Here is a 26,611-nt window from a genome sequence, read left to right as displayed (position 1 = left end):
ACCTGTATGGGCCTCTGACGTCCCTTACGGAGCGACCTTGCCCAGTCCCTACCGCGCGATCTTCGCGGCCCCCGGCACCAAGGGGTTCAGCGCCGCCGGCCTCATAGGCCGGCTGCCGATATCCATGGTCGGCGTCGGCATCCTCACGATGATCTCGGAGATGACCGGCCGCTACGCGATGGCGAGCGCCCTCACCGGCACCCTGGCCCTCGCCGCCGCGTTCATCGGCCCCCTGGTCTCCCGCCTGGTGGACCAGTACGGACAGCGGCGGGTCCTGCGCCCCGCGACCCTGATCTCCACGGCCTCCGTCACCGGCCTGGTACTGGCCGCCGCGAACGGCCTGCCCGACTGGACCCTCTTCGTCTTCGCCGCCGTCGCCGGCTGCGTGCCGAGCGTCGGCTCCATGGTCCGCGCCCGCTGGACCGAGCTCTACCGCGAATCCCCGCGCGAGCTGCACACCGCGTACTCCTTCGAGTCCGTGATCGACGAGGTGTGCTTCATCTTCGGCCCGATCCTCGCCATCGGCCTGTCCACCACCTGGTTCCCCGAGGCCGGGCCGGTCATCGCGGCCGGCTGCCTGCTCGTCGGGGTCTGGCTCCTCACCGCCCAGCGCTCCACCGAGCCGGCCCCGCACCCCCGCAGCCCCGACGCCGACCGCGCCTCGGCCCTGCGCTCCCCCGGCCTCCAGGTGCTGACGGCCACCTTCGTGGCGACCGGCGCGATCTTCGGCTCCATCGACGTGTCCACCCTGGCCTTCGCCGAGGAACAGGGCAGCAAGTCCTCCGCCAGCTTCATCCTGGCGATCTGGGCGGCGGGGTCCTGTATCGCCGGAATCGTCTTCGGCCTGCTGCACCTGAAGGGCAGGGCCGAACGCCGCTGGGTACTGGGCATATGTGCGATGGCCGTGAGTATGATCCCCCTCCTACTGGCCGGGAACCTTCCGTTTCTGGCCGTGGCGCTCTTCGTCTCGGGCCTCGCCATCGCTCCCACGATGATCACCACGATGGCCCTGATCGAAGCGCACGTACCACGCGCGAAGCTCACCGAGGGCATGACCTGGATCAGCACCGGCCTGGCGGTCGGGGTGGCGGTCGGCTCCTCGGTGACCGGTCTGGTCATCGACGCGGCCGGGGCCCAGCGCGGGTACGTGGTCTCGATCTCCTCGGGAGTGGCCGCGGCGGCGGTGGCGTTCGCGGGTTACCGCCGGCTGACGAGGCCGGCGCAAGGGGAGGAGCCTGCCAGCGATGGCGACGTCGGGGACAGCAGCAGCAGCGAAGAACGCTCCGGGCACGTGGCGTAACTGGGCGGGCAACGTCCGCGCCACGCCCGCGCGCGTGGTGACTCCGGCCTCGGTCGGGGAGCTCCAGGAGGTGGTCCGCCGGGCCGCCGAGGAAGGGCTGCGGGTGAAGGCGGTCGGCACCGGCCACTCCTTCACCGCGGCGGCGGCGACCGACGGGGTCCTCGTACGGCCGCAGGCGCTCAGCGGGATCCTGGCGGTCGACCGGACGGCCGGCACCGTCACCGTGGCGGCGGGCACCGCCCTCAAGGACCTGAACCGGGACCTGGCCCGGCAGGGCCTCTCGCTCACCAACATGGGCGACATCATGGAGCAGACGGTCTCCGGCGCCACCGGCACCGGCACGCACGGCACCGGCCGCGACTCGGCCTCCATCTCCGCCCAGATCCGCGCGCTGGAACTGGTCACGGCGGACGGGCGGCTGATGACCTGCTCGGAGAAGGAGAACCCCGAGGTCTTCGCGGCGGCCCGGGTCGGCATCGGCGCCCTGGGCGTCGTCACCTCGATCACCTTCGCGGTGGAGCCGCTCTTCCTCCTGACCGCCCGCGAGGAGCCCATGCGCTTCGACCGGGTGACCGCCGAGTTCGACCAGCACGTCGCGGAGAACGAGCACTTCGAGTTCTACTGGTTCCCGCACACCGGCAACTGCAACACCAAGCGCAACAACCGCAGCCAGGGCCCCGCCGCCCCGCCCGGCGCGGTCAGCGCCTGGATCGAGGACGAACTGCTCTCCAACGGCCTCTTCCAGGCCGTCAACTCCCTGGGCCGCGCCGTCCCGGCGACCATCCCCTCCATCGCCCGCGTCGCCAGCCGCGCCCTGTCGGCGCGCACCTACACGGACATCCCCTACAGGGTGTTCACCAGTCCGCGCCGGGTGCGGTTCGTGGAGATGGAGTACGCCCTTCCGCGCGAGCGGGCGGTGGAGGCGCTGCGGGAGCTCAAGGCCACGGTCGACCGCTCCGGCCTGCGGATCAGCTTCCCGGTGGAGGTGCGCACGGCCCCGGCCGACGACATCACGCTGTCCACCACCTCGGGGCGGGAGACGGCGTACGTCGCGGTGCACATGTACCGGGGCACCCCGTACCAGGCCTACTTCACGGCGGCCGAGCGGATCTTCACCGCCCACGGTGGCCGGCCGCACTGGGGCAAGGTGCACAGCCGGGACGCGGAGCAGCTCGCCGCGGTCTACCCGCGCTTCGCCGAGTTCACCGCGGTGCGGGACCGGCTGGACCCGGACCGGCTGTTCGGCAACGACTACCTGAGGCGGGTCCTCGGGGACTGACCCCCGCTCAAGGGGCGCTGGGCGACGGCTCACGGACGCCTCCCGTCCCGCCGGAGCCCGGGGTCGGGACGGGACCGGGGGTCTGCTTCGAGGGGGTCGGGGCGGGCTCCGTCGGCCCCTCGGACCCGGAGGGGGTGGGGCCGGGGGACGGGACCCGGCCGCCGTGCGAGCGGGAGGGGCTCGGGGAGGTCCCGGATCCGGGGGTCTTCCCGTCCGTGCCGGCCGTCCCGTCCTTCCCCTCCGTGCCGCTCCGGCCCTCCTCGCCACCGGACCGCCCCTTCCGGTCCGTCCCGCCCGCGCCGCCCCCGTCCCGGTCCCGCTCGGGCGGGGCGCTCTTGTGGTCGGGGGCGGTGCGGGAGCCGCCCGACAGGAGGGTGCGGCCGTCGCTGCTGACGGAGGTGCCCGCGAGGGCCTCGTACGTCCCGAGGCCGCCGAGGGCGAGGGCGAAGGCGGCCCCGGAGGCCGCCGCCGTGCGCTTCCAGCCCCGTACGCGGGTGCCGTGCACGGTGGCCTCCCCGAACTCCCCCGGCGCCGGTACCGCGGGGCCCGGCTCCCCGCCGGGCGGCGGGACCTGACGGGCCCTGGGGCGGGCGCTCCCGCGGAGCCGGTCGCCGGTGCGGCGGAACAGGTGCTGGATGACGGGCCCGCCGGCGGTGGCGACCACGCTGACCACGCCGGCGCCGAGGATGGTCCCGTAGACGCCCATCTTCGAGGCGAGCAGGGCGGCCGCGACGGTGGCGAGGGAGCTGCCCGCGACCTGGGTCGCGCTCAGGTCGAGCTTCCTGCGCCCCTGTTCGTCCGCGTCCGCCGTGTCCGCCGTCTTCTGACCCATCGCCATCCGCTGCGTGTCCCGCCTCTCGCGCCTCTCCTCTTCCTGCAGTTACTGACCACTGAGCGAAATGGAAAGTTCCGTTTCTGCGGATTCTGTGAAGCAGGACACCCCGAAACGGCCGCGTCCGCAGGTGGACCCGGACGCCGACCCGATTCCGGGCAGGCCAACTCCCGCCGCCGGGGACAAGTTCGGCGGCGCGGCGGTCCACCCGGGTGGCCCGAATGGAGTACTGTGGCGAGCCCTGGGACCGTCCTTCCTTCCGGATGTCCGGACCCGGGAGAGGGGGCCGGCTGATGGAGAAGCGGCGCTCAAGACCGGTGATGCCGCGGTATCGCACGGGTTCCTGCTGCGCACAGTAACCACTTGGTCACTGTGCGTGCCCAACAGGTAACCGTGCCATAACGTCGATCAAGGGCGCATGCCCGACACGCCGGTTTAACTCGGCAAGGTTGTGGCAGGCTGCACCCGGGCAGGCCACACTCGACTAGCGGAAGCAGCGACGCACGTGACGTCGGCAGGCACCACCCGGGAGGTCCCCATGCCCGAACTGCGTGTCGTGGCCGTCTCGAATGACGGAACACGACTGGTGCTCAAGGCTGCGGACAGCACGGAGTACACGCTTCCGATCGACGAGCGGCTGCGGGCTGCCGTGCGCAATGACCGCGCGCGCCTGAACCAGATCGAGATCGAGGTGGAGAGCCACCTCCGCCCCCGTGACATCCAGGCCCGCATACGGGCCGGTGCCTCCGCGGAGGAGGTCGCCCAGCTCGCCGGCATCCCGGTCGACCGGGTACGCCGCTTCGAGGGCCCGGTGCTGGCCGAGCGCGCCTTCATGGCCGAGCGCGCCCGCAAGACCCCCGTGCGCCGGCCCGGCGAGAACACCGGACCGCAGCTCGGCGAGGCCGTACAGGAGCGCCTCACGCTGCGCGGGGCCGACAAGGACTCCGTGCTGTGGGACTCCTGGCGCCGCGACGACGGCACCTGGGAGGTGCTGCTTGTCTACCGGGTGGCGGGCGAACCGCACTCGGCGAGCTGGTCGTACGACCCGCCGCGCCGGCTGGTCGTCGCCGTGGACGACGAGGCCCGCTCCCTGATCGGCGAGGCCGACGACCTGCCCTCCACCCCGGAGCCGAGCTTCCCGTTCGTGCCGAGGATCGCCCGGCTGCCCCGGGACCGGCCGCTGGACCGCGCCCTGGACCGGCAGATCGAACGGCCCGACAGCCGGCCCGCACCGCCGCCCCCGCCCGAGCCGGAGGAGGAGCGGGACACGCTGACCAGCCTCCTGGAGGCGGTCCCGAGCTTCCGGGGCGACCTGGTGGTGCCGGACCGTACGGAGGCTCCCGCCGAGGAGCAGGAGTCCGAGGAGCCCCCGGCCGCGGCGGCGTCGGCGGGTGCCGGCGCGGCGTACGCGGACGTGCTGATGCCGCGTACGGTGGCGGGCCACCGCGAGCGGCTGACCGGCACCACCGACCGGCAGGCCGAGGCCGACGGGGTCCGGCCGGGGCGCCGGGCGGCCGTGCCCAGCTGGGACGAGATCGTCTTCGGGACCCGGCGCAAGAAGCAGGAGTAGCGCGCGGCGGCGCCCCCGAGGGGGGCGCCGCCGGCCGCGTGCGCGTCAGGGGTTGGGGCCGGTGGCCACGGGCCGCTCCGGGTCCGAGGACCACTGCGACCAGCTGCCCGCGTACAGGCCGGCCGGAATGCCGGCCACCTCCAGCGCGAGGACCTCGTGCGCCCCGGAGACCCCGGAACCGCAGTAGACGCCCGCCGCGGTGTCCCCCGCGGCACCGAGCGCCGCGAACCGGGCGCGCAGCTCCCCGGCCGAAAGGAAGCGCCCGTCCGGGCCGACGTTCTCGGTGGTCGGGGCCGACACCGCGCCCGGGATGTGCCCTCCGACCCGGTCGATCGGCTCGACTTCGCCGCGGTAGCGCTCGCCCGCCCGGGCGTCCAGCAGGAGGCCCGTACGCGCCAGTGTGGCCGCGTCGTCGGCCTCCAGCAGTCCGAACGCCCCCGGGTTTGGCTTGAAATCGCCCTCCACGGGCGTCGGCGCGTCGGTGCTGAGCGCGCCGCCCGCCGCCGTCCACGCGGCCAGGCCGCCGTCCAGGACCCGTACGTTCCGGTGGCTCGTCCAGCGCAGCAGCCACCAGGCGCGGGCGGCCGCCCAGCCGAGGCCGCCGTCGTACACGACCACCGGCCCGTCCGCGCGCACCCCGGCCCGGCGCATCGCGGCGCCGAAGTCCTCCGGATCGGGGAGCGGGTGGCGGCCGCCCGCCCCCGGCGGACCTGCCAGTTCGCGGTCCAGGTCGACGTACACGGCGCCGGGCAGGTGCCCGGCTTCGTAGGCGGGGCGCTGGTCGGGGCCGCCCAGCTGCCAGCGGACGTCCAGGAGTACCGGCGGGCGGGCGCCGGCCAGCTCGCCCCGCAGTTCGGAGGCCGAGAGAATCGCAGTCATGGGCCCATCTTCCTCCCCGCCCTCGAACCCGTGTAACAAGCCCGACATCGACGGGGCGCAGTGATTCGGACATCTCTGTTCCGCACCCCGGTCTCGCGGCCGGTCGGGGCACACGGGGTGCCGCGGAGTGCGAGCATCTGCGGGGAACAGGGACACGACGGCGGGAGACGGCTGACATGACGGAGGCATCAGGGGCTTCGCGGCGCACGCCCGGCACACCCTGCTGGGTGAGCCTGATGGTGCACGGCCTCGGGAGCACGGAGGACTTCTACGCCGACCTGTTCGGCTGGGAGTACGAGCCCGGCCCCACCCAGTTCGGCCCGAGCGTCCGGGCCTTCCTCGACGGCCAGGAGGTCGCCGGGATCGGCGAGATGCCGCCGGACCGCCATCTTCCGGTGGCGTGGACCCCGTACTTCGCCACGGACGACGCGGACTGCACCGCCGAGTCCATCCGCTCCTGCGGTGGCACGGTCGCGGTGGGCCCGCTCGACGCGGGGGCGGCGGGACGGATGGCGATCTGCTCCGACCCGCTGGGGGCCATCTTCGGGATCTGGCAGGCGGACGGGCACCCCGCGCCCCGCCGGGCGGGGGCGGCGGGCACCCCGGTGTGGAACGAGCTGCTCACCCAGGAGTCCTCGACGGTGGGCAAGTTCTACGAGCACGTCTTCGGCCACGAGGCCGAGCCGCACCCGGACGTCCCGTCCGACTTCGACTACCTGACGCTGAGCCTGGGCGGCCGTCCCGTCGCCGCCGTCCACGGCGTCGGCCGGTCGCTGCCGCACGACCGGGGGCCGCACTGGATGACGTACTTCGAGGTGGCGGACCCCGACGCGGCCGCCGCCCGGGTGACCGAGCTGGGCGGCCGGGTGGTCACCCCGCCCCGGGAGCGGATCACGGGCCGGCTGGCCGTGGTCGCGGACCCGGAGGGGGCGGTCTTCGCCCTGGTCCGGACGCCCTCGGCGAGCTGAAGAGCCGCCGGGCGGGCCGGACCCGGCGGGAATTGTCAGACTAGAGCGGCAGCAACTGCGGGCGCTTCGCGGTGCGGCCGTCTCCGGAGGAGGTGCCGCGCAGCCGGCGGCCGAGCCAGGGGCCGAGGAAACCGGTCACCCAGGCCGCCTCGGCTGCTACGGCCCCGACGAGCGCACGGGGCGGCCGGGGCGGCAGCGGCTCCCGCCAGGTACCGCCGCTGCCGGGCAGCTCCAGGGCTTCGGCCAGGGCGGCGGCGATCCGGGCGTGGCCGAGGGGGCTGGCGTGCAGCCGGTCGGCGGTCCACATCCGCGGGTCGGTGGCCGCGGCCACCCGGCCGGTCTCGGCGACCACCACCCCGTGGCGGGCGGCCGCGGCGCGGATGCGGGTGTTGAGCTCGCGCACGCGCGGGCTCAGGGGCCGCGCCAGGGGGGCGATGCGCGCCACGTCGGGGAAGGTCACGGTGGCCACCCTGACTCCGGCGGCGGTGAGCGCGGCGAACACCTCCTCCAGCTCCCCGGCCACCTCGGCGGCGTCGAAGCGCGGCCGGAGCAGGTCGTTGACCCCGGCGACGACGGTCGCGAGGTCCGGCCGAAGCTCCAGGGCGGGCCCGAGCTGTTCGGCGCGCACCTGTCCGGCGAGCCGGCCCCGGACGGCGAGGTTGGCGTACCGCAGCCCGGGGGCGGCGGCCGCGAGGTGCCCGGCGAGGCGGTCGGCGAAACCGCGCAGGCCCACGGTGTCGTCGCCGTCCCCCAGCCCCTCGGTCTGGCTGTCGCCGAGCGCGACGTAACGCAGGTACTCAGTCTTCCGCACGGGTGGTCCCCTCCCTCTTGCCCAGTACGTCCGCGGTGCGCAGGCACCAGTCCCGGTGGCCCTCCTCGAAGGCCACCCCGCGCAGGCAGGTCAGATAGCCGCCGATCCGCTCGCCGCGGAGCAGGAACTCCTCCTCGCCCAGCTCGCCGCGCATGTCCCGCAGCAGCCCGCGGAGCATTTCGATCTTGGCCTCGGCGGCGGCGGCCCGTTCCAGGAGCTGCTCGACGACCGGGGCGGTGCCGATGCGGTCGGCGCTCTGGACCTTCACCAGGAGGTCGTCGCGGATCGAGGAGGGCTTGGACGCCGCCCCGGCGAACCGCTCCAGTTCGGCGCGGCCGGTGTCGGTGACCCGGAAGACCCGCTTGTTCGGCCGGGACTCCTGCACCACCTCCCGGCCCGCGACCAGCCCGTCCGCCTCCAGCCTCGCCAGTTCGGCGTAGAGCTGCTGGGGCGAGGCGTGCCAGAAGTTCGCGACGCTGATGTCGAAGGCCTTCGCCAGCTGGTAGCCGCTGTACTCGCCGTCGAGCAGCGCCGCCAGCACCGCGTGCCGCAATGCCATGGCCGCTCCCCCTTCCCTTTCCGTGCCCGCAGCGGCACCATACTCAAAAACATGACTACTCGCATTCTTGAGTAAGCGCCGGTACCACCGGCAGGAGGAGGAGCCACATGGGGACCGTGGACACGGCGGGGACCGCCGAACGCTTCCGCGCCGCCGTGGAGAAGGGCGATCTGGCCGCGCTGGACGAGCTGTTCACCGACGACATCCGGCTCTACAGCCCCGTGAAGTTCAAGCCGTTCGAGGGCAAGGCCGCCGTCCTCGGCCTCTTCGGCGTACTGCTGCGCACCTTCGAGGACCTCCGCTACCTCGGCCGGCTGGACGGCGGCGCCGAGACCACCTCCGGTGACGGGCAGGCCCCGACGGTGATCCTGCCCTTCCGCGCGCTGGTCGCGGGCAAGCAGATCCACGGCATCGACCAGCTCCAGTTCGACGACGCGGGCCGGGTCAAGGAGTTCACGGTGATGGTCCGCCCCCAGTCCGCCGTCCAGGCCCTGGGCCAGGCGGTCCTGACCGGCCTGATCGCCGACGGCCTCGCCCCGGAGGCCTGACGTAGGCTCACGGCCGTGGCCCGGAGGCCGTTGATCGCACGCGTCGAAGCCGGTGCGCGGCAGCGGAGCCGGCGGCTCACCGGCACGTCGCCGCCCTCGCCGCCATCGCCGGCCCGCCGCACTGACCGGCGTGTCGCCCCCGGGAGCGTCCCGCGCCGGTACGAGGATGGGCCGGGCGTCTGCGCACCTGACGGACCGCGCCCACGCGGCTACGCACCGCCCCGGGGAGTCCCACGAGTACTGTGGAAGGGCTTCCGGGGGCGCACCGGCGGATGGGGTACACCGTGTCGACATCGAGTCACGAAACGTTCGGCGCGCCCTGCTGGGTCAGCCTCATGGCCCGCGACCTCGACGCGTCGAAGGAGTTCTACAGCGCGGTCCTCGGATGGGAATTCGGCCCCGCCCGCCTCGGCGAGGCCTTCGCCGTCGGCTTCGCCTCCGGGGTCCCGGTGGCCGGGATCGGCGCGCTGCCCCCGACGCTCAGCATCCCCGTCACCTGGACCCCGTACTTCGCCGTGGAGGACGCCGACATCACCGCGGCACGCATCCGGGAGCGCAGCGGGACCGTCGCCGTCGGCCCCCTGTCCTTCGGCACCGGCCGGGCCGCGCTCGCCGCCGACCGGGACGGGGCGGTCTTCGGGATCTGGCAGGGCGAGGCCATCCCGGACTGGGGCATGGGCGGCGATGCGGCGCCGGCCTGGCTGGAGCTGCACACCCGGAACGCCTTCGACGCCGCCATCTTCTACGGCGAGGTCCTGGAGTGGGCCTGCGACCACGCCGGCTGCTGCGAGGTCGCCTACGTGGAGGAGGACGACCGCATCCTGCTCCGCCGCGCGGGCCGGACCGTGGCCCGCCTGCACGGCGGGACGCTCGCGGAGGCCCCCGACCCGCACCTGAGGCCGCGCTGGCGCACCCACTTCCGGGTCCCCGACCTCGACGCCGCGGTGGAGGCCGCCACCGCGCTCGGCGGCATCGCCGTCCCCGCGGCGGGCTCCGCCGCCTTCCCCCACGAGCGCACCCTGCGCGACCGCGACGGCGCCGCGTTCAGCATCGTCGGCCCGGCCGCGCCCGGCCGCTTCTGAGCCGGCCCGGGCACCCGCCGCGCGCGACGTCCCTCAGCCGGGCCGGTACTCGGCCCAGGTCTTGGGCGTCTCGGAGACCCTGACGGCCGTGAGCTCGGGGATCCGCTCCGTCCACAGGTCGTGGATCCATACGGCGAGGTTCTCCGCCGAGGGCGAGGTACCCCCCCCCCATCGCCTCATTCAGGTGACGGTGGTCGAGGGTCTCGTCCACCCACTTCTTGAACGCGTCGAGATCCCGGTAGTCCCTCACGAATCCGGCCTCCGTGAGGTCCTCCCGGCGGCCGCGGAGTTCGAGGACCACGACGTAGTTGTGCCCGTGCATGCGGGCGCAGGGGTGCCAGCCCGGCAGCCGGTCGAGAACATGGCTGGCCGAGAAGTGGAACTCCTTGGTGATCGTCAGCATGGCCACCCCCGTCGGCCCGCGAGCGGCGGAACTCCGCCCGGCATGAGTGCTCCGCGCATCACCGGTCCACCTCGCCGGCGCCGAGAACGGCGCGGTTGAGGGAGACGCCGGACAGGAATCGCTCCCGCACCGCGTCATCGGCGATCAGGTCCGCCTTGCGCAGGACCGCATCCCTGGCACGGTCGAGCAAGCCCCGCGCTTCGTCCTCGAATCCGCGCGCCGACAGGACGAGCGCCGAGTGGTAGAGGACCTCCTCGGTGCGCAGCGCGGGCATGTCCCCGACCTCGCCCAGGATCCGCAGCGCCTCCCGCGCGTGCTCCTCGGCCCCTTCCACGTCGCCCTTGCGCACCAGGATCCGGCTGCGCAGGGAGTGCGCCGCGATCTCGCTGCGCACCATGCCGCTGCGCCGCGTCTCGACGCAGGTGGCGACCGCCAGCCGCTCCGCGGCGTCGAGCTCCTCGCCGTACTCCCCGGCGTCGGCGAGGAGCACCTCCGCGTAGAGGTTGCGCACGATGGGGACCAGATTGGCCAGCCACGTCCGCTCGGTTTCCGCCCAGGCCTCGGCGATCAGCCGGCGGCCCTCCTCCCGGTCGCCCGCACGCCGCGCGACGATGCGGGCGAGGAGCGCGGCGTTGTAGGCGTGCCAGGCGCTGTCACCGCCGCGGTCCGCCTCGAAATCGAGGGCCTCGCGCAGGGCCTCCTCCGCCTTCTCCTCGTCCCCGAGGCCCATGTGCACCTGGGCGAGGTAGTTGAGCGCTATGGGCAGCTCCGCCTTCAACGGCTCGTCGCGCAACCGCGCGACGCACCGGGTCAGCCTCGTCAGCGCCTCGGTGAGGTACCCGCTGTCGAAGAGGGTGATGCCGAGTTGCATCTCCCCCAGGTTGCGGGCGTGCTGGAGCACCGGCTCCCCGCTGCCCCCGAGGCGCGGGTCCGAGGCGTACATGCGCTCCGCCTCCCGGAGCTGCGCGAGGCCGTCGGCGAGCCTGCGCTTGGAGACCTGCCGGCCGTACTCGACCCGGGCCACGAAGAGGGGTACCGGGTCCCCGTGCTCCTCGGCCAGCTCCACGGCGGCGGCCAGCTTGACCAGTGAGGGTACGAGGCCCTGCGTGGCGAGGAGGGTCTTGCCGCGCAGCAGCGTCGCACGGATGGCCAGCTCCGGCTCCGCGCACCGCCCCGCCGCGGCCTCCGCCTCGGCCGCCAGGTCGTCGATGTCGGGTCCGCCCGCGGGGCGGCTCTGCCCTCGCCAGCGCACCTCGGTCAGCGAGAGGAGCAGCTCCACGGCCTGCACGAAGCGCCGGTCCCGTCCCTCCGTCCCCATCGGCAGGTCCCGGGCGGCCTTGATCACTTCCTCGCAGTGCCGCTCGGCCTCGGCGAAGGACAGTCCCTCTGTGGCCGCGTCCCGCGCGAGCGCGAAATGCGCGTCGGCCGATGCGGCCAGACAGGCCGGCCCGCCCCGCCTGAGGTGGCGAGCGATCTCCAGCCGCCGCTCCAGCGAGGTGGTCTCCGGTCGCGCCTGGCCGAGCGCCTCCGCGATCCGTGCGTGCCGCGAGCGCATCTGCTCGGCGCTCTGCTGTGCGTAGACGACGCTCCACAGCGCGCGGTGCTCGAAGCGGTAGCAGTCCGCCGACTCCCAGCGCGCCCACGCGGGCGGCTCCTCGGGGACGAGCAGGCGGTGGTCCCGCGCGATCAGCCGCAGCCGCTCCATCACGACGTCGTGCGGTACGCCCGTGACCGCCGCGACCGTGCCCGACAGGAACACCTCCCCCTGGGCCGCCCCGGTGACGAGCAGGGCACGGTCCTGCTCGGTCAGCGTGCGCAACCGCTCCTCCACCACCCTCGACAGGGTGGCCGGCAGGGCCACCTCGGCCCCGTGGTCGGGGCTCCACTCCTCCAGGCAGAGCGTCACGAATATGGCGTGGCCGCCCGTCAGCTCCGCCAGCCGGTGCGAGAGGGCGGGCGGAGCCGCCGGGTGCCGCTGCGCGACGAGCTCGGCGATGGCGTCCTGCGGCAGTCCCCCCATCGTCCTGCGCCGTAGCAGTCCCTCACCGGACCAGCGGTGCAGCAGCGCCTCGATCCTGGATTCCCGGCCGTCCGCGTACGCCCCGTCGCTCGTGTGGCTGAGCACGAGGGCGAGTTGCTCCTGCGGTAGTTTGCGCAGGAGCTGGTCGAGGACGAACTGGCTGCTCTCGTCGATGTGCTGGACGTCGTCGATCACGAGCACGGTCGGCGGGCCCTGCCGGACCACCTCCAGCAGACCGTCCACGATCCGGAGCGCCGCCGCGTGCCGGAACGGCAGCAGGCTGTCGAAGGGCATCGACCCCGAGTCGAGGGAGGCCTCGGTGATCTCCCGTCCCAGGGTGAACACCGCCCCGAGTCCGGGGACGATCGCGGACAGCACCTCCGGTGCCGATCGGACCACCCCCTGCCCGGTGGCGCCGAGCATCCTCCTGAACACGCCGCGCCGCTTGGGTTCCTGGTCCTCCCCGATCTTCAGGAGCAGGTCGAGCACCGGCCCGTACATCAGGTCCGGTCCGATGCCGGGCCGGCACGCGGTGGAGACGATCCGGCACCCGGCCGGGCCCGGAGATGCGGCGGCCTCCGCCTCGAACGCCCTCAGCAGAGCCGACTTGCCCATTCCTGACGCACTGTCGAAGGCGAGGGCCCGGCCGCCCCGCCCCTCCACGAGCGACGCCAGGACCGAACGCAGTTCCTCCATGTGCTCGACGCGATCGACGAATCCGATCGGCACCCCACGTCCCCCGTCCCATGGTCTGGCAGAGCTTCCCGGCCCGTTTTTCGGCGGGGCGCCGCCAACGGTAGATCATCCGGGTTCGTCCCGCCCGTGACTCGGCGAGATCGGCTCATCCGGATGGCGCCGACCCGCGCTCCCCGGGACCGCGCGGGCACCGGGAAGGACGGCGTCAGGCGTTGTTGACCGGGAGGACGTCCGGGGAGAGGGAGCCCGCGTGGGCGGACGCGGAGGTCATCAGGCGGCGGTGGTGCCGGCGGCAGAGGACCTCGTAGCCGATCTCCTCCGCCGGGCGGTTCACGTCGCCGACCACCACCTGCTCGCCCTCGACCACCATCTGCCCGCCCACCGTACGGGCGTTGTGCGTGGCGCGTGCGCCGCACCAGCACAGGGCCTCGACCTGGAGCTGCTCGATCCGGTCGGCCAGCTCGATGAGGCGCTGCGAGCCGGGGAAGAGCTTGGTGCGGAAGTCGGTGGTGATCCCGAAGGCGAAGACGTCCATGTGGAGGTCGTCCACGACGCGCGCCAGCTGGTCGATCTGCTCGGGCGCGAGGAACTGGGCCTCGTCGACGATCACGTAGTCCGCCTTGCCGCCCGCCGAGAGCTCCCCCACGAGGTACGTGTAGACGTCCATGGCGTCGGTGACCTCGACGGCGTCCGTCACCAGGCCCAGGCGCGAGGACAGCTTGCCCTCGCCCGCCCGGTCCTGGCGGGTGAAGATCACGCCCACCAGGCCCCGCGCGGAGCGGTTGTGCGTGATTTGCAGAGCCAGCGTGCTCTTTCCGCAGTCCATCGTTCCGGAGAAGAACACCAGCTCGGGCATGGGAAGTACGGGACCTTTCGGATCGGTCGGGGTGGGAGCGGGAAGGGGCGGGGAGGAGCGGGGCGGTCAGGTGCGGATTTCGAGCAGCGGGACCAGCTGCTCGGCCGCGGTCATCGAGCCGTGCATCCCGGTGAGCGCCGACTCGTTGGGCTCGTTGCGGGAGGCGGTGATCGCGACGTCGGCCTGGGCCGCTGCGATCACGTCGCCGATCCGGCCGAGGACCCGCTCGTCGCACTCGCCCGGCGCCCCGAACCAGCCCAGTGCCAGGGCCTCTTCGCGGCTCGCGACCCAGAAGCGGTCGCCGAGCACCTCGCGCCAGACGGTCAGCACGTCGGCCTCGGCGCCAGGCACCGCGTAGACGTGCCGGGCCCGGCCCTCGCCGCCGAGCAGGGCCACGCCCGCGCCCAGCTCCCAGTCCTCGTCGAAGTCGATCCGGGAGTCCTCGTCGAAGGGCACGTCGACCATGCCGTGGTCGGAGGTGACGTACAGGGCGGTGCGCGGCGGCAGCTGGTCCGCGAGGCGCTGCACGAGCCGGTCGACGCACATGAGCTGGCCGCGCCAGGCGTCGGAGTCCACGCCGTGCCGGTGCCCGGCGCCGTCGAGCTCGCTGAAGTACGTGTACACGAGCGAGCGCTCGCCCGCCGCGAGCTGGATCGCCGCGAGGTCCATCCGCTCCTCGCCGGTCATCCGGCCGTGGAAGGTGCCGCCACTGAGCGCGATCTTGGTGAGCGGGGTGCTCTGGAAGTTCGGCGCGGACACCTGCGCGGTGTGCACCCCGGCAGCGTCGGCGAGCTGGAACACCGTCGGGTACGGCTGCCAGGGCTTCGGCGGGGTCCACGGGTGCCAGCGGAGCTGGTTCATCAGCTCGCCGGACGCCGGGTTGCGCACGGCGTAGCCGGGCAGGCCGTGCCGGGCGGGGGGCAGGCCGGTGCCGACGGAGGCCAGGGAGGTGGCGGTGGTCGCCGGGAAGCCGGAGGTGATCGGCAGACCGGTGCCGCCGCGCGAGCTCGCGAGGAGGGAGGTGAGGAACGGGGCCTCGTCCGGGTGGGCCTTGATCTGCTCCCAGCCCATGCCGTCGACCAGGAACACGCAGTTCCGGTCGGCCGGAGCCAGCTCGGCGATCCCCGCGGCGAGGCCGGGTACGCCCTGGCCGGCCGCGAGGGTCGGCAGCAGGTCGGCGAGGGAGCCGGAGCCGTACTGCGGAACGGGGGCGCCCGCGAGGTCGAGCAGTTCCGGTTCGTCCTGCCAGTTCGACGGTACGGAGTAGGACATCAGCGGGCGGGACCGGAGGTTGCCGCCGTCGCCTCGCTGAGTGCCTGGGCGAAGAGCAGCGCCTGGCGGACCGTCTCGGGGCCGTCGCCGGCCTCGCTGACGCGCAGGCTGAGGTCGTCGGCGGTGGAGTTGCCGGTGTAGCCGTGGTCGGCGTCGCAGTTCTGGTCGCCGCAGGCGGCGGGCTCCAGGTCGATGCGCGAGACCGCGCCCCAGCCGATGGTCAGGACGACCTCGCGGGGCAGCTGGCCGGGCGTGTACGACTCCGGGTTGGCCACGACCCGGCTGAGCACCACGGAGGAGATGCTGGAGAGCTTGACCGACTCGGTGGAGGTGGTCGCGTACGGGGACGGCGACCCGGCGTCGGCGGCCTGCTCGTCGGTGTGGCTGACGATGAACCGGTTGCCGGTCAGGACCAGCACGGTGACGTGCCGGCGCACCTCGTTGGAGTCGAAGGTGGTCTCCTGGTGGACCAGGTACGACGAGATCGGCTCGCCGCCCACCGCGGCCTCCACCGCCTCGGCCACGAGGGCCGGGTAGTAGCCGCTGCGCTCGATGGCCGCGCGCAGTCCCTGGGTCGTCGTACCGGATTTCGCCATGAGGTCCATCCTAAGGCCCGTACGGGCTCCCCCTGCCTGCCGTGCGCTCAGTAGCTCGGCAGCGTGCGCGGGCCGAGGTCGGTCCGGGCGGGCGGGTGGGCCACGCGGACGGTGGCGCTGAGCACGGAGAGGCCCTCGGTGGCGACGACGACCGGTTCCAGCGAGACGCCGGTCACTTCCGGGTGGTCGTCCAGCAGCCGGGACAGCCGCAGCAGCAGTTCCTCCAGGGCGGGGGTGTCGACGGGGTCGCTGCCGCGCCAGCCGAAGAGCAGCGGGGCGGCGCGGATGGAGCGGATCAGGGCGGCGGTGTCCCGGTCGGTGGCGGGGACCAGGCCGTGGGCGGTGTCGCCGAGCAGCTCGGAGGGGACGCCGGCGAGGCCGAAGGAGAGGACGGCTCCGGCGGCGGGGTCGACCGTGGCGCGGACGACGGTGTCCACTCCGCGCGGGGCCATCGACTGCACCACGGGCTGCAGCTCGGCCGGCTTCCCGAGGACCTCGGTGAGCTCCTCGTACGAGCGTCTGAGCTCGGGCTCGCCGGTGAGGTCGAGGCGTACGCCGCCCAGGTCGGCGCGGTGGCGCAGGTGCGGGGCGGTGGTCTTGAGGGCGACCGGGTAGCCCAGGACCCGGGCCGCGCGCACGGCGGCGTCGGGGCTGGGGGCGGGGAGGGTGGGCAGCACCCGGATCCCGTAGCGGGCCAGGAGCCCGCGGGCGTCGGCCTCGTCCAGGGTCAGCGCGGCGCCCTCCTCGACGCCCGCCAGCAGGATGGAGAGGTGGGCGGCGGCCCCCGCCTCGTCGATGTCCTCGAATTCGGGGACCTGTCCGGTCTCGGCGTTGTCCCGGCGCCACCGGGCGTACCGCACGGCCTCGGCGACGGCCTTCACGGCGCGCTCGGCGGCCGGGTAGGCCGGGATCCGGCCGGCGCCCTCGACGGGGTGGGCGCCGCCGTCGGCGGGCACCTCGGCGGGCGGCGGGGGCGAGGCGGGGGGCGTGTCGCCGGCCGCGGCGGACAGGGCTTCGACGAGGTCGCCGAGTTCCACGTGGACCACGGCGACGGGCTTGCCCGGGACCTCGGCGACGGCCTCCCGCAGCGCCTGCGCGAGGTCGTCGGCGAGCCGGCGGTCGCTCACGGAGGGGATGGCGGTGACGACGACGGCGTCGCAGTCCCCGGAGGCGAGCGCCGCGCGCAGGGCGGTGCGGAAGTCGGCCGGGCCGGCGGCGGTCGTCAGGTCCAGCGGGGGCAGCGGGCGCAGCCCCTCGGTCAGGCAGGCGTCGTAGGTGAGGACGCCGAGCGACTCGGAGTTCCCGAGGATCGCCACCCTGGGGCCGGCCGGCAGCGGCTGCCCGGCCAGCAGCAGGCCGACGTCGACCAGCTCGGTGACGGTGTCGACGCGGATGACGCCGGCCTGGCGGAGCAGCTCGGATACGGTGGCCTCGGGGAGCCGGGTGCCGGGGACGACGTGTCCGGCGGGGGTGTGGCGGCCGCCCAGGGCGACGACGACGGGCTTGACGGCGGCGGTGCGGCGGGCGAGGCGGGTGAACTTGCGCGGGTTGCCGAGGGTTTCCAGGTACATGAGGGCGACGTCGGTGGCCTCGTCCTCGTACCAGTACTGGAGGATGTCGTTCCCGGAGACGTCGGCCCGGTTCCCGGCGGAGACGAAGGACGACAGTCCCTCGCCGCGCCGCAGCAGGGCGGACAGCAGGGCGATGCCGATCGCCCCGGACTGGGTGAACAGGCCGATCGGGCCGCGCGCGGAGGCGGGGGCCGGGGCGAGGCAGGCGTTCAGCTCCACCTCCGGGGCGGTGTTGATCACCCCGAAGGCGTTGGGCCCGATGAGCCGCATTCCGTACGAGCGGACCTGCCGCACCAGTTCGCGCTGGCGGGCGAGGCCGGCGGGGCCGCTCTCGCCGTATCCGGCGGACAGCACCACCAGCCCCTGCACCCCGTTCTCGCCGCAGGCGGCCACCGCGTCGGGGACCCGGTCCGCGGGGACGGCGATCACGGCGAGGTCGACGGGGGCGCCGATGTCGGCGAGGGCGCGGTAGGCCCGTACGCCTTCGAGGAGGTCGCCCTCCATGCCGGGGGCGCGGGCCTCGTTGACGGCGTAGAGGTGTCCGCGGAAGCCGCCGTCGCGCAGGTTGCGCAGGGCGGTGGCGCCCACGCCGGCGCCGGAGCGGCTGGCGCCGACCACCGCGACGGAGCCGGGGGCGAGGAGGCGCTGCACGGAGCGGGCCTCCGCGCGCTGTTCGCGGGCGCGCTGGACGGCGAGGGACTCGGCGGTGGGTTCGAGGTCGAGGGTGAGGTGGACGGAGCCGTCCTCGAAGCTGCGCTTCTGCTGGTAGCCGACGTCCGTGAACACCTTGATCATCTTGGTGTTGGCGGGCAGCACCTCGGCCGCGAACCTGCGGATGCCGCGTTCGCGGGCCACCGCGCCGATGTGTTCCAGGAGGGCGGAGGCGACCCCGCGGCCCTGGTGGGCGTCCTGGACGAGGAAGGCGACCTCGGCCTCGTCGGCGGGGGCGGAGGCGGGCCGGCCGTCGGGGCCGATGCGGTCGAAGCGGACCGTGCCGATGAACTCCCCGCCGATGGTCGCGGCGAGGCCGACCCGGTCGACGTAGTCGTGGTGCGTGAAGCGGCGGACGTCGCGGTCCGAGAGGCGGGGGTAGGGCGCGAAGAAGCGGTAGTACTTCGACTCGTCCGAGACCTGTTCGTAGAAGCTGACCAGGCGGCCCGCGTCCTCGGTGGTGATGGGGCGGATCCGGGCGGTGCCGCCGTCGCGCAGCACGACGTCCGCTTCCCAGTGGGCCGGGTACGAGGGGTCCGACGCGGTGGTCATGGGGCCACCTTAAGGGGAGGTCCGGCCGGGTGTGCGGGTGCGGTGGGCGGCCCGTTCGGCGAGCGCGCGGCGAATGCGGCACACCGTGGCGAACCAGGGCAAGCTGGGGAGGGTCGAACGGCGGTGGCTACGGGCCGAAGGTCGGTCCGAGCATTCCGGACGGCGTGAGAGACTGGTCTAGACAACCCGTAGAACCTGAAGGGCATCACCATGGCAGAGCGCCGCGTCAACGTCGGCTGGGCCGAGGGCCTGCACGCTCGTCCCGCCTCGATCTTCGTCCGGGCGACCACCGCCTCCGGAGTCCCGGTGACCATCGCGAAGGCCGGCGGCGACCCCGTCAACGCCGCGTCGATGCTGGCGGTCCTGGGCCTGGGCGCCCAGGGCGGCGAGGAGATCGTCCTGGCTTCCGACGCCGAGGGCGCGGACGCCGCGCTCGACCGCCTCGCGAAGCTGGTCGCCGAGGGCCTCGAGGAGCTCCCCGAGACCGTCTGACCCCTTCGGGTCCGGTAGACCGGAAGCCGCAGTCCCCACCACCCCGGGGATTGCGGCTTCCGTGCTTTGACAGCAGCGCAAAAGCGGACGGGAATTCCATCGGAAAGCAGTCCGGCCGGGCGGGGATATCCCTCCGTTGTATACGGGAATTGTTAATTCGGAGAACTCGCCGTGTTTACGGCAGGTTGCGGGTTCCTCACCCTCGGCCGGTGCGCCCCGGCCGACCGCTGCGCGTGCAGCGCGGTCAGGGCCCTGGCCCGCTCCGCGTCGCCGCGCGCGACGGCGTCCACGATCGCGGCGTGCTCGGCCCAGCACTCCGCGGGCTGCGCGGGGGCCTCGACCACGTACATCCAGGCGATCTTGTGCCGGGTCTGGGTCAGCAGGGAGATCAGCCCCGGGCTCGCCGAGGCCTGGGCCAGCGTCTCGTGGAACCAGCTCCCCAGGGAGCGCAGGTCCTCGCCCTGGGCCCGCCCGGCCCGCTCCCGGCCCAGCCTGACCAGTCCGCGCAACACCTTGAGGTGGCCGTCGGTGCGCCGGCGGGCGGCCCGGGAGGCGGCGAGCGGCTCCAGCAGCATCCGCAGCTCCAGGAGGTCGGCGGCCTCTTGCGCGGTCGGCTCGGCCACGCAGGCGCCCGCGTGCCGCCGCGTGGTGACGAAGCCCTCGGACTCCAGGGTCCGCAGCGCCTCGCGGACCGGGACGCGCGAGACCCCGTAGCGGCGGGCGAGCACCTCCTCGGTCAGCCGGCCGCCCGGCCCGAAGAAACCGGAGACGATGTCGTCGCGAATCGCTGTGCACACCGCGTGCGCCGGAATACGCAAGGCCGGACCTCCGCTGGTTTCGGTTCGGTTTATCGTGGCCGTGCTGCGACTCTATTGCAATACCCGGCGGATTTACGAGCGGGGCCGGAAACAGGTCCGGAAATACGAAGAAGGCCCCGGCTCTGTGAGCCGGGGCCTTCTTCGGTGAAGCGCGCTGCGTGCGTGCGGGTCAGATGCCCACGCCGTGGTTGCGCAGGTACGTCAGCGGGTTGATGTCCGTGCCGTACGTGGCGCCGGTGCGGGCCTCGAAGTGCAGGTGCGGGCCGCTGGAGTTGCCCGTGGAGCCCGAGAGGCCGATCTGCTGGCCCGGGGTGACCGTCTGGCCGGCGGAGACGCTCAGCGAGAGCAGGTGCCCGTACTGGGTGTAGGTGCCGTCGTTGTGGCGGATGACGACGTTGTTGCCGTACGCGCCGCCCCAGCCGGCCTCGACGACGGTGCCCGCGCCCACGGCGTGGACGACGCTGCCCTCGTCGGCGTGGAAGTCGATGCCCGTGTGGCTGCCGGAGGACCACATGCCGCCGCCCGCACCGTACTGGGTGCTGACGTACGAGCCGTCGACCGGGGCCACGAAGGTGTTGAGGCGCTTGCGGGCCTCTTCCTGGGCGGCCTTCTCGGCGGCCTCGCGCTCGGCCTTCTCCTTGGCCTCGGCGGTGCGCTTGGCCTCGGCGGCCCGCGTCTTCGCCTCGGCCTCGGCCTGCGCCTGCGCGGCGACGGCCTCGGCGGCGCTCTGCTGGGTGGCGGCCTGGACCTCGATGTCGTCCTGCAGACCGTCGGCGACGACGATCGCGTTCTGACCGGTGTCCTCCATGGACGGGGAGCTGCTGTGGTCCGCCGCGAAGGCCGGAGCGGCCAGGGTGCCGACCACGCCCGTAGTGGCGAGGGCGGCGACGCCGGCGAAGCCGGCGGTCTTGCGGCTCAGACGGCTGGAACCACGGTGCTTACCAGAACCGGCGGCACGACTGCCAAACGCCATGAAGGGGGTGATCCTTTCCTTCCCTCTCGCCTACCGGGTTAGCTGACGGGTTCGGAGCAGGAAGGTCTCCTACGGGCCTCCTCTGGCGAGGGGGTCCGATTCACCCCAGGGACATGTGGGTCCCCGGCTCCCCAGGCTCGCGCCTGACGGGGACTCGGCGATCGCTGTCCGGTGCCGCGGGTGCGGCGGGTACAAACTGACGAACAGCACGGCCGACGCTAGGCGGATCATCAGTCAATCGCCAAACAGACGAGCGGTTTTGTTGCGTACGCCACACCGCATACCTGCAACCACGCCATCAAACGGACAAAGGGGGCTCCGGTGGATGTTCCACCGGAGCCCCCTGGAAACGGGCCGGATCCCGGCCCGTCTCGGGCCTCGCGCCCCTCAGTTGGAGACGACGGTGACCTCACCGATCCCGAGGGCCAGGACGGGCTCCTCGATCTGCGCGGCGTCGCCCACCAGGATGGTGACCAGACGGTCCACCGGGAAGGCGTTCACCACGGCCGAAGTGGCCTCCGCCGTACCGGTTTCGGCCAGCCGCGCGTACAGCCGCGCCTGGTAGTCGTCCGGCAGCTCCTGCTCGACCTGGTCGGCGAGCGTGCCGGCGACGGAGGCGGCCGTCTCGAACTTCAGCGGGGCCACGCCCACCAGGTTCTGCACCGCCACGTCCCGCTCGGCGTCGGTCAGTCCGCCCTCCGCGAGGGTCCGCAGCACCTTCCACAGGTCCTCCAGCGCCGGACCCGTGTTGGGGGTGTCCACCGAACCGCTGATGGCGAGCATCGAGGCGCCCTTGCCGTCGGCGGTCGAGCGCAGCACCTGCCCGAAGGCGCGCACGCCGTAGGTGTAGCCCTTCTCCTCGCGCAGCACCTTGTCCAGGCGGGAGGTGAGGGTGCCGCCGAGGCAGTAGGTGCCGAGCACCTGCGGGGCCCAGACGATGTCGTGCCGGTCCGGGCCGATCCGGCCGATCAGCAGCTGCGTCTGGACGGCGCCGGGCCGGTCCACGATGACCACGCGGCCCGTGTCGTCGGCCGTCACCGGCTGCACGGGGCGGGCCGGGGCGGTGTTGCCGGTCCAGGCGCCCAGGGTGTCGGCCAGCAGGGCGTCCAGGTCGATGCCGGTCAGGTCGCCGACGACCACGGCGGTGGCGGTGGAGGGGCGTACGTGGGCCTCGTAGAAGGCGCGTACGGCCGCGGCGTCGATCCGCGCGACCGTCTCCTCGGTGCCCTGGCGCGGGCGGGACATGCGCAGCGCGGCCGGGAACAGCTCCTTGGAGAGCTCCTTGGCGGCGCGGCGCTGCGGGTTGGCCAGCTCGTGCGGGATCTCGTCGAGCCGGTTGCGCACCAGGCGGTCGACCTCGCTGTCGGCGAAGGCGGGCGCGCTCAGGGCCTCGGCGAGCAGGGCGAGCGCCTTGGGCAGCCGGGAGGCCGGCACCTCCAGGGAGACCCGCAGGCCGGGGTGGTCGGCGTGGGCGTCGAGGGTGGCGCCGCAGCGCTCCAGCTCGGCGGCGAACTCCTCGGCGGAGTGCTTGTCGGTGCCCTCCGACAGGGCGCGGGCCATGATGGTGGCCACCCCGTCGAGGCCCTCGGGCTCGGCGTCCAGCGGGGCCGCGAGGTTGACCTCGACCGCCACCACCTGCTGGCCGGGGCGGTGGCAGCGCAGCAGGGTCAGGCCGTTGGGGAGCGTGGAGCGCTCCGGGGCCGGGAAGGCCCACGGCTTCGCCTCGCCGGCCTGCGGCCGCGGGTGGAAGGTCATCGTGACGGCTGCGGTGTCGCTCACTGCTCCGCCCCCTCGTTCTCGTCGTGCTGCTCGGTCTCGTGGGCCTCGGCGCCGGCCAGCGGCTCGTAGACCAGCACCGCGCGGTTGTCGGGGCGCAGCCTGGCCGCGGCCACGGCCTGCACCTCCTCGGCGGTGACGTCCAGCACCCGCTGGACGGCGGTCAGGGCGAGCTGGGGGTCGCCGAAGAGCACCGCGAAGCGGCACAGTTCGTCGGCGCGGCCGGCCACGGTGCCGAGCCGGTCCAGCCACTCGCGCTCCAGCTGCGCCTGGGCGCGCTCCATCTCCTCGGCCGTCGGGCCCTCGGCGGCGAACCGCGCGAGCTCCTCGTCGACGGCCGCCTCGATGGCGGGCACCTCGACGCCGCTGGAGGTCTTGACGTCCAGCCAGCCCAGCGAGGGCGCGCCGGCCAGGCGCAGCATGCCGAACCCGGCCGCCACGGCCGTCTGGTCACGGCGTACCAGGCGGTTGTGCAGGCGGGAGGACTCGCCGCCGCCCAGGACGGTCAGCGCCACGTCGGCGGCGTCGCACTCGCGGGTGCCGTCGTGCGGCAGGCGGTAGGCGGCCATCAGCGCACGCGCCGGGACCTCCTCGACGATCTCCTCGCGCAGCTGCCCGCCCATGATCTCCGGGAGCGAGCCGTCGCGCGGCGGCTGCTTGCCGTCGTGCGCCGGGATGGTGCCGAAGTACTTCTCGATCCAGGCGAGGGTCCGCTCCGGGTCGATGTCGCCGACGACCGACAGCACGGCGTTGTTGGGCGCGTAGTACGTACGGAAGAAGTTGCGCGCGTCCTCCAGGGACGCGGCGTCCAGGTCGGCCATCGAGCCGATCGGGGTGTGGTGGTACGGGTGGCCCTCCGGGTAGGCGAGGGCGGTCAGCTTCTCGAACGCGGTGCCGTAGGGGACGTTGTCGTACCGCTGGCGGCGCTCGTTCTTGACGACGTCGCGCTGGTTCTCCATGGACTCGTCGTCCAGGGCGGCCAGCAGCGAGCCCATGCGGTCCGCTTCCAGCCACAGGGCGAGCTCCAGCTGGTGGGCCGGCATCGTCTCGAAGTAGTTGGTGCGCTCGAAGCTGGTGGTGCCGTTCAGCGAGCCGCCGGCGCCCTGGACGAGCTCGAAGTGCCCGTTGCCCGGTACGCTCGCCGAACCCTGGAACATCAGGTGCTCGAAGAGGTGAGCCAGACCGGTCCGCCCCTTGACTTCGTGGCGCGAGCCGACGTCGTACCAGAGGCAGACGGCGGCGACCGGAGTGAGGTGGTCCTCGGACAGCACCACGCGCAGGCCGTTGGCCAGCCGGTGCTCGGTCGCTGTCAGGCCGCCGGAGCCGGCCTGAGCTGTGGCCGTGTGACCCATGGGCATGTGGTCCCTTCGATCGCGATGCAGAGATTTCTGTCAGACCTGCCACTGTATGCAAGCGCACCGACGGCCGGATAAGTTCCCGGGTCACTCCCCTCGACTCCGTACGGGGGACCCCCGGGGTCGGAGTCCGCGTTGTCGGTGCCTCGGGCCACAATGGTCCGCGTCAAACACGCCAGATCCCCCCAGTACCCCCCGAACCTTGGTTAAGGAGCCGCGCAGCGATGGCCCGCCGCAGCACGAAGACCCCGCCGCCGGAGGATTTCGAGGAGAAGATCCTCGACATCGACGTCGTCGACGAAATGCAGGGCTCCTTCCTCGAGTACGCGTACTCGGTGATCTACTCCCGCGCCCTGCCCGACGCCCGCGACGGCCTGAAGCCGGTGCACCGGCGCATCGTCTACCAGATGAACGAGATGGGCCTGCGGCCCGACCGGGGGTACGTCAAGTGCGCCCGCGTGGTCGGCGAGGTCATGGGCAAGCTGCACCCGCACGGCGACCAGTCGATCTACGACGCCCTCGTGCGCATGGCCCAGCCCTTCTCGATGCGGCTCCCGCTGGTCGACGGCCACGGCAACTTCGGCTCGCTCGGCAACGACGACCCGCCGGCCGCGATGCGCTACACCGAGTGCAAGATGGCCGACGCGACGTCGCTGATGACGGAGTCGATCGACGAGGACACCGTCGACTTCACCGCCAACTACGACGGCCAGGAGCGCGAGCCCGTCGCCCTGCCGGCGGCCTACCCGAACCTCCTCGTCAACGGCGCCTCCGGCATCGCCGTCGGCATGGCCACCAACATGGCCCCCCACAACCTGGGCGAGGTCATCGCGGCCGCCCGCCACCTGATCCGGTACCCGGAGGCGGACCTGGAGGCGCTGATGCGCTTCGTGCCGGGTCCGGACCTGCCGACCGGCGGCCGGATCGTCGGCCTGTCCGGGATCAAGGACGCCTACGCGAACGGCCGCGGCACCTTCAAGATCCGTGCGACCGTGTCCGTGGAGGACGTGACCGCGCGCCGCAAGGGCCTGGTCGTCACCGAACTGCCCTTCACGGTGGGCCCCGAGAAGGTCATCGCGAAGATCAAGGACCTCGTCGGCTCGAAGAAGCTCCAGGGCATCGCCGACGTCAAGGACCTCACGGACCGCTCGCACGGCCTGCGCCTGGTCATCGAGATCAAGAACGGCTTCCACCCGGAGGCCGTCCTGGAGCAGCTGTACAAGCTGACGCCGATGGAGGAGTCCTTCGGCATCAACAACGTCGCGCTGGTCGACGGGCAGCCGCTGACGATGGGCCTCAAGGAGCTGCTGGAGGTCTACCTCGACCACCGCTTCGAGGTCGTGCGCCGGCGCAGCGAGTTCCGCCGGGGCAAGCGCCGCGACCGGCTGCACCTGGTCGAGGGCCTGCTCGTGGCCCTCCTCGACATCGACGAGGTCATCCGGATCATCCGCGACAGCGACAACTCCGCGCAGGCCAAGGAGCGCCTGATGGAGCGCTTCTCGCTGAGCGAGGTCCAGACCCAGTACATCCTGGACACCCCGCTGCGCCGCCTCACCCGCTTCGACCGGATCGAGCTGGAGTCCGAGCGCGACCGGCTGACCGGCGAGATCGACGAGCTGACCGGGATCCTGGAGTCGGACTCGGCGCTGCGCAAGCTGGTCTCCGCGGAACTGGCCGCGGTGGCGAAGAAGTTCGGCACCGAGCGGCGCACCGTGCTCCTGGAGTCGGCGGGCACCTCGGTGGCGGCCGTCCCGCTGGAGGTCGCCGACGACCCGTGCCGGGTGCTGCTGTCCTCCACCGGCCTGCTGGCCCGTACCGCGAACGGCGACCCGCTCCCCGTCGAGGAGGGCGGCGCCCGCGCGAAGCACGACGTGATCGTCTCGCAGGTCGCCGCGACCGCCCGGGCGGACGTCGGTGCGGTCACCTCGTACGGCCGTCTGCTGCGGCTCGCGGTGATCGACCTGCCGCAGCTGCCGGACACGGCCGCCGCGCCGAACCTGGCGGGCGGCGCCCCGGTCTCGGAGTTCCTCTCCGGGCTGGAGGCCGACGAGACGGTGGTCTGCCTGCTCTCCCTGGACGAGTCCTCGCAGGGCCTGGCCCTGGGCACCGAGCAGGGCGTGGTCAAGCGGGTCGTGCCCGACTACCCGGCGAACAAGGACGAGCTGGAGGTCATCACCCTCAAGGAGGGCGACCGGATCGTCGGCGCGGTCGAGCTGCGGACGGGCGAGGAGGACCTGGTCTTCATCACCGACGACGCCCAGCTGCTGCGCTACCCGGCGGGCCAGGTGCGTCCCCAGGGCCGCCCGGCGGGCGGTATGGCGGGCATCAAGCTCGCCGAGAACGCCAAGGTGATCCACTTCTCGGCGGTGGACCCGGCCCGGGACGCCGTGGTGTTCACGGTGGCGGGCTCCCACGGCACGCTGGACGACTCGGTGCGCTCCGGCAAGCTGACCCCGTTCGACCAGTACCCGCGCAAGGGCCGGGCCACCGGCGGCGTGCGCTGCCAGCGGTTCCTGAAGGGCGAGGACGTGCTGACGCTGGCCTGGGCGGGCAACGCCCCGGTCCGCGCGGCCGCGAAGAACGGCTCCCCGGCCGCGCTGCCGGACCCGGACCCGCGCCGCGACGGTTCGGGCGCCGCGCTGCCGGCCGCCGTCGAGTCGCTGGCGGGCGCCGCGCTGTAGCTGCGGGGGCG

The 26,611-nt window shown here is 73.4% G+C and carries 21 protein-coding genes, 1 pseudogene and 1 riboswitch; of the genes and pseudogenes, 8 read left to right on the top strand and 14 right to left on the bottom strand.

Annotated elements, in window-relative coordinates; all coding sequences use genetic code 11:
* Window positions 1–37: 37 nt before the first annotated feature.
* Window positions 38–1,300, top strand: coding sequence for an MFS transporter (locus tag SSNG_RS26730; RefSeq protein WP_007267042.1), 1,263 nt, complete (start codon window positions 38–40; stop codon window positions 1,298–1,300).
* Window positions 1,245–2,579, top strand: coding sequence for a D-arabinono-1,4-lactone oxidase (locus tag SSNG_RS26725; RefSeq protein WP_007267041.1), 1,335 nt, complete (start codon window positions 1,245–1,247; stop codon window positions 2,577–2,579). The genes SSNG_RS26730 and SSNG_RS26725 overlap by 56 nt, the downstream gene beginning before the upstream one ends.
* 7 nt (window positions 2,580–2,586) lie before the next feature.
* On the opposite strand, the gene SSNG_RS26720 is transcribed toward SSNG_RS26725, so the two are convergent.
* Window positions 2,587–3,417, bottom strand: coding sequence for a hypothetical protein (locus SSNG_RS26720; RefSeq protein ID WP_206731336.1), 831 nt, complete (start codon window positions 3,415–3,417; stop codon window positions 2,587–2,589).
* Between the two features lie 532 nt (window positions 3,418–3,949).
* On the opposite strand from SSNG_RS26720, the gene sepH reads away from it, so the two are divergent.
* Window positions 3,950–4,981, top strand: a complete 1,032-nt coding sequence (gene sepH / locus SSNG_RS26715; protein ID WP_042804146.1) for a septation protein SepH — start codon at window positions 3,950–3,952, stop codon at window positions 4,979–4,981.
* A 45-nt stretch (window positions 4,982–5,026) separates the two neighbouring features.
* On the opposite strand, the gene SSNG_RS26710 is transcribed toward sepH, so the two are convergent.
* Entirely contained in the window at window positions 5,027–5,860 is an 834-nt protein-coding gene (locus SSNG_RS26710; protein ID WP_007267037.1) for a sulfurtransferase, read from the bottom strand.
* A 176-nt stretch (window positions 5,861–6,036) separates the two neighbouring features.
* Between SSNG_RS26710 and SSNG_RS26705 the strand changes: the two genes are divergently transcribed.
* Window positions 6,037–6,828 carry a VOC family protein gene (locus tag SSNG_RS26705; protein WP_007267036.1) on the top strand — a complete coding sequence of 264 codons (792 nt, stop codon included), beginning with the start codon at window positions 6,037–6,039 and terminating at the stop codon, window positions 6,826–6,828.
* A 40-nt stretch (window positions 6,829–6,868) separates the two neighbouring features.
* Here SSNG_RS26705 and SSNG_RS26700 read toward each other — a convergent pair whose 3' ends face one another.
* Both SSNG_RS26700 and SSNG_RS26695 read right to left on the bottom strand, forming a co-directional pair.
* Window positions 6,869–7,639, bottom strand: coding sequence for an SGNH/GDSL hydrolase family protein (locus SSNG_RS26700; protein ID WP_007267035.1), 771 nt, complete (start codon window positions 7,637–7,639; stop codon window positions 6,869–6,871).
* Window positions 7,626–8,198: a PadR family transcriptional regulator gene (locus tag SSNG_RS26695; protein ID WP_007267034.1), complete on the bottom strand. Its 573-nt coding sequence runs from the start codon at window positions 8,196–8,198 to the stop codon at window positions 7,626–7,628. Before SSNG_RS26695 ends, SSNG_RS26700 begins: the two co-directional genes overlap by 14 nt.
* Window positions 8,199–8,305: 107 nt before the next feature.
* Between SSNG_RS26695 and SSNG_RS26690 the strand changes: the two genes are divergently transcribed.
* A complete protein-coding gene (locus SSNG_RS26690; RefSeq protein ID WP_042801988.1) occupies window positions 8,306–8,746 on the top strand; it encodes a nuclear transport factor 2 family protein in 441 nt (146 codons plus the stop codon).
* Between the two features lie 335 nt (window positions 8,747–9,081).
* Window positions 9,082–9,828, top strand: coding sequence for a VOC family protein (locus tag SSNG_RS26685; RefSeq protein ID WP_042801985.1), 747 nt, complete (start codon window positions 9,082–9,084; stop codon window positions 9,826–9,828).
* 33 nt (window positions 9,829–9,861) lie between these two features.
* Here the strand turns inward: SSNG_RS26685 and SSNG_RS26680 are convergent.
* From SSNG_RS26680 to SSNG_RS26655, 6 genes and pseudogenes are all read right to left on the bottom strand, one after another.
* Window positions 9,862–10,231 (bottom strand): annotated as a pseudogene (locus tag SSNG_RS26680) (6-carboxytetrahydropterin synthase).
* Between the two features lie 58 nt (window positions 10,232–10,289).
* Window positions 10,290–12,980 (bottom strand): AAA family ATPase, encoded by a 2,691-nt coding sequence (locus SSNG_RS26675; protein WP_007267030.1) that lies wholly within the window; start codon window positions 12,978–12,980, stop codon window positions 10,290–10,292.
* Window positions 12,981–13,152: 172 nt separating this feature from the next.
* A complete protein-coding gene (locus tag SSNG_RS26670) occupies window positions 13,153–13,803 on the bottom strand; it encodes a thymidine kinase (protein ID WP_007267029.1) in 651 nt (216 codons plus the stop codon).
* A 66-nt stretch (window positions 13,804–13,869) separates the two neighbouring features.
* Window positions 13,870–15,075, bottom strand: a complete 1,206-nt coding sequence (locus tag SSNG_RS26665) for a nucleotide pyrophosphatase/phosphodiesterase family protein (RefSeq protein ID WP_007267028.1) — start codon at window positions 15,073–15,075, stop codon at window positions 13,870–13,872.
* Window positions 15,075–15,671, bottom strand: coding sequence for a DUF5998 family protein (locus SSNG_RS26660; protein WP_185911182.1), 597 nt, complete (start codon window positions 15,669–15,671; stop codon window positions 15,075–15,077). The genes SSNG_RS26665 and SSNG_RS26660 overlap by 1 nt, the downstream gene beginning before the upstream one ends.
* A gap of 47 nt (window positions 15,672–15,718) precedes the next feature.
* Window positions 15,719–18,505 carry a bifunctional GNAT family N-acetyltransferase/acetate--CoA ligase family protein gene (locus SSNG_RS26655; protein ID WP_007267026.1) on the bottom strand — a complete coding sequence of 929 codons (2,787 nt, stop codon included), beginning with the start codon at window positions 18,503–18,505 and terminating at the stop codon, window positions 15,719–15,721.
* A gap of 210 nt (window positions 18,506–18,715) precedes the next feature.
* Between SSNG_RS26655 and SSNG_RS26650 the strand changes: the two genes are divergently transcribed.
* On the top strand, window positions 18,716–18,997 hold the full coding sequence (locus tag SSNG_RS26650) for an HPr family phosphocarrier protein (RefSeq protein WP_007267025.1): 282 nt from the start codon (window positions 18,716–18,718) through the stop codon (window positions 18,995–18,997).
* Between the two features lie 152 nt (window positions 18,998–19,149).
* On the opposite strand, the gene SSNG_RS26645 is transcribed toward SSNG_RS26650, so the two are convergent.
* The 4 genes from SSNG_RS26645 to SSNG_RS26630 form a co-directional block, all read right to left on the bottom strand.
* A complete protein-coding gene (locus SSNG_RS26645; RefSeq protein WP_007267024.1) occupies window positions 19,150–19,815 on the bottom strand; it encodes a GntR family transcriptional regulator in 666 nt (221 codons plus the stop codon).
* A gap of 169 nt (window positions 19,816–19,984) precedes the next feature.
* Window positions 19,985–20,788 carry a M23 family metallopeptidase gene (locus tag SSNG_RS26640; RefSeq protein ID WP_042801983.1) on the bottom strand — a complete coding sequence of 268 codons (804 nt, stop codon included), beginning with the start codon at window positions 20,786–20,788 and terminating at the stop codon, window positions 19,985–19,987.
* A gap of 12 nt (window positions 20,789–20,800) precedes the next feature.
* Window positions 20,801–20,958, bottom strand: a riboswitch (cyclic di-AMP (ydaO/yuaA leader).
* Window positions 20,959–21,175: 217 nt separating this feature from the next.
* Complete coding sequence (locus tag SSNG_RS26635) at window positions 21,176–22,543, bottom strand: pitrilysin family protein (RefSeq protein WP_042804144.1); 1,368 nt, start codon at window positions 22,541–22,543, stop codon at window positions 21,176–21,178.
* Between the two features lie 20 nt (window positions 22,544–22,563).
* Window positions 22,564–23,916 (bottom strand): pitrilysin family protein, encoded by a 1,353-nt coding sequence (locus tag SSNG_RS26630; protein ID WP_042801981.1) that lies wholly within the window; start codon window positions 23,914–23,916, stop codon window positions 22,564–22,566.
* A 227-nt stretch (window positions 23,917–24,143) separates the two neighbouring features.
* On the opposite strand from SSNG_RS26630, the gene SSNG_RS26625 reads away from it, so the two are divergent.
* Complete coding sequence (locus tag SSNG_RS26625; protein WP_007267020.1) at window positions 24,144–26,600, top strand: DNA topoisomerase IV subunit A; 2,457 nt, start codon at window positions 24,144–24,146, stop codon at window positions 26,598–26,600.
* Window positions 26,601–26,611 lie beyond the last annotated feature (11 nt).

The organism is Streptomyces sp. C (assembly GCF_000158895.1).
Classification (GTDB): Bacteria; Actinomycetota; Actinomycetes; order Streptomycetales; family Streptomycetaceae; genus Streptomyces; species Streptomyces racemochromogenes.
This window is presented reverse-complemented; position numbering and strand designations above follow the sequence as displayed.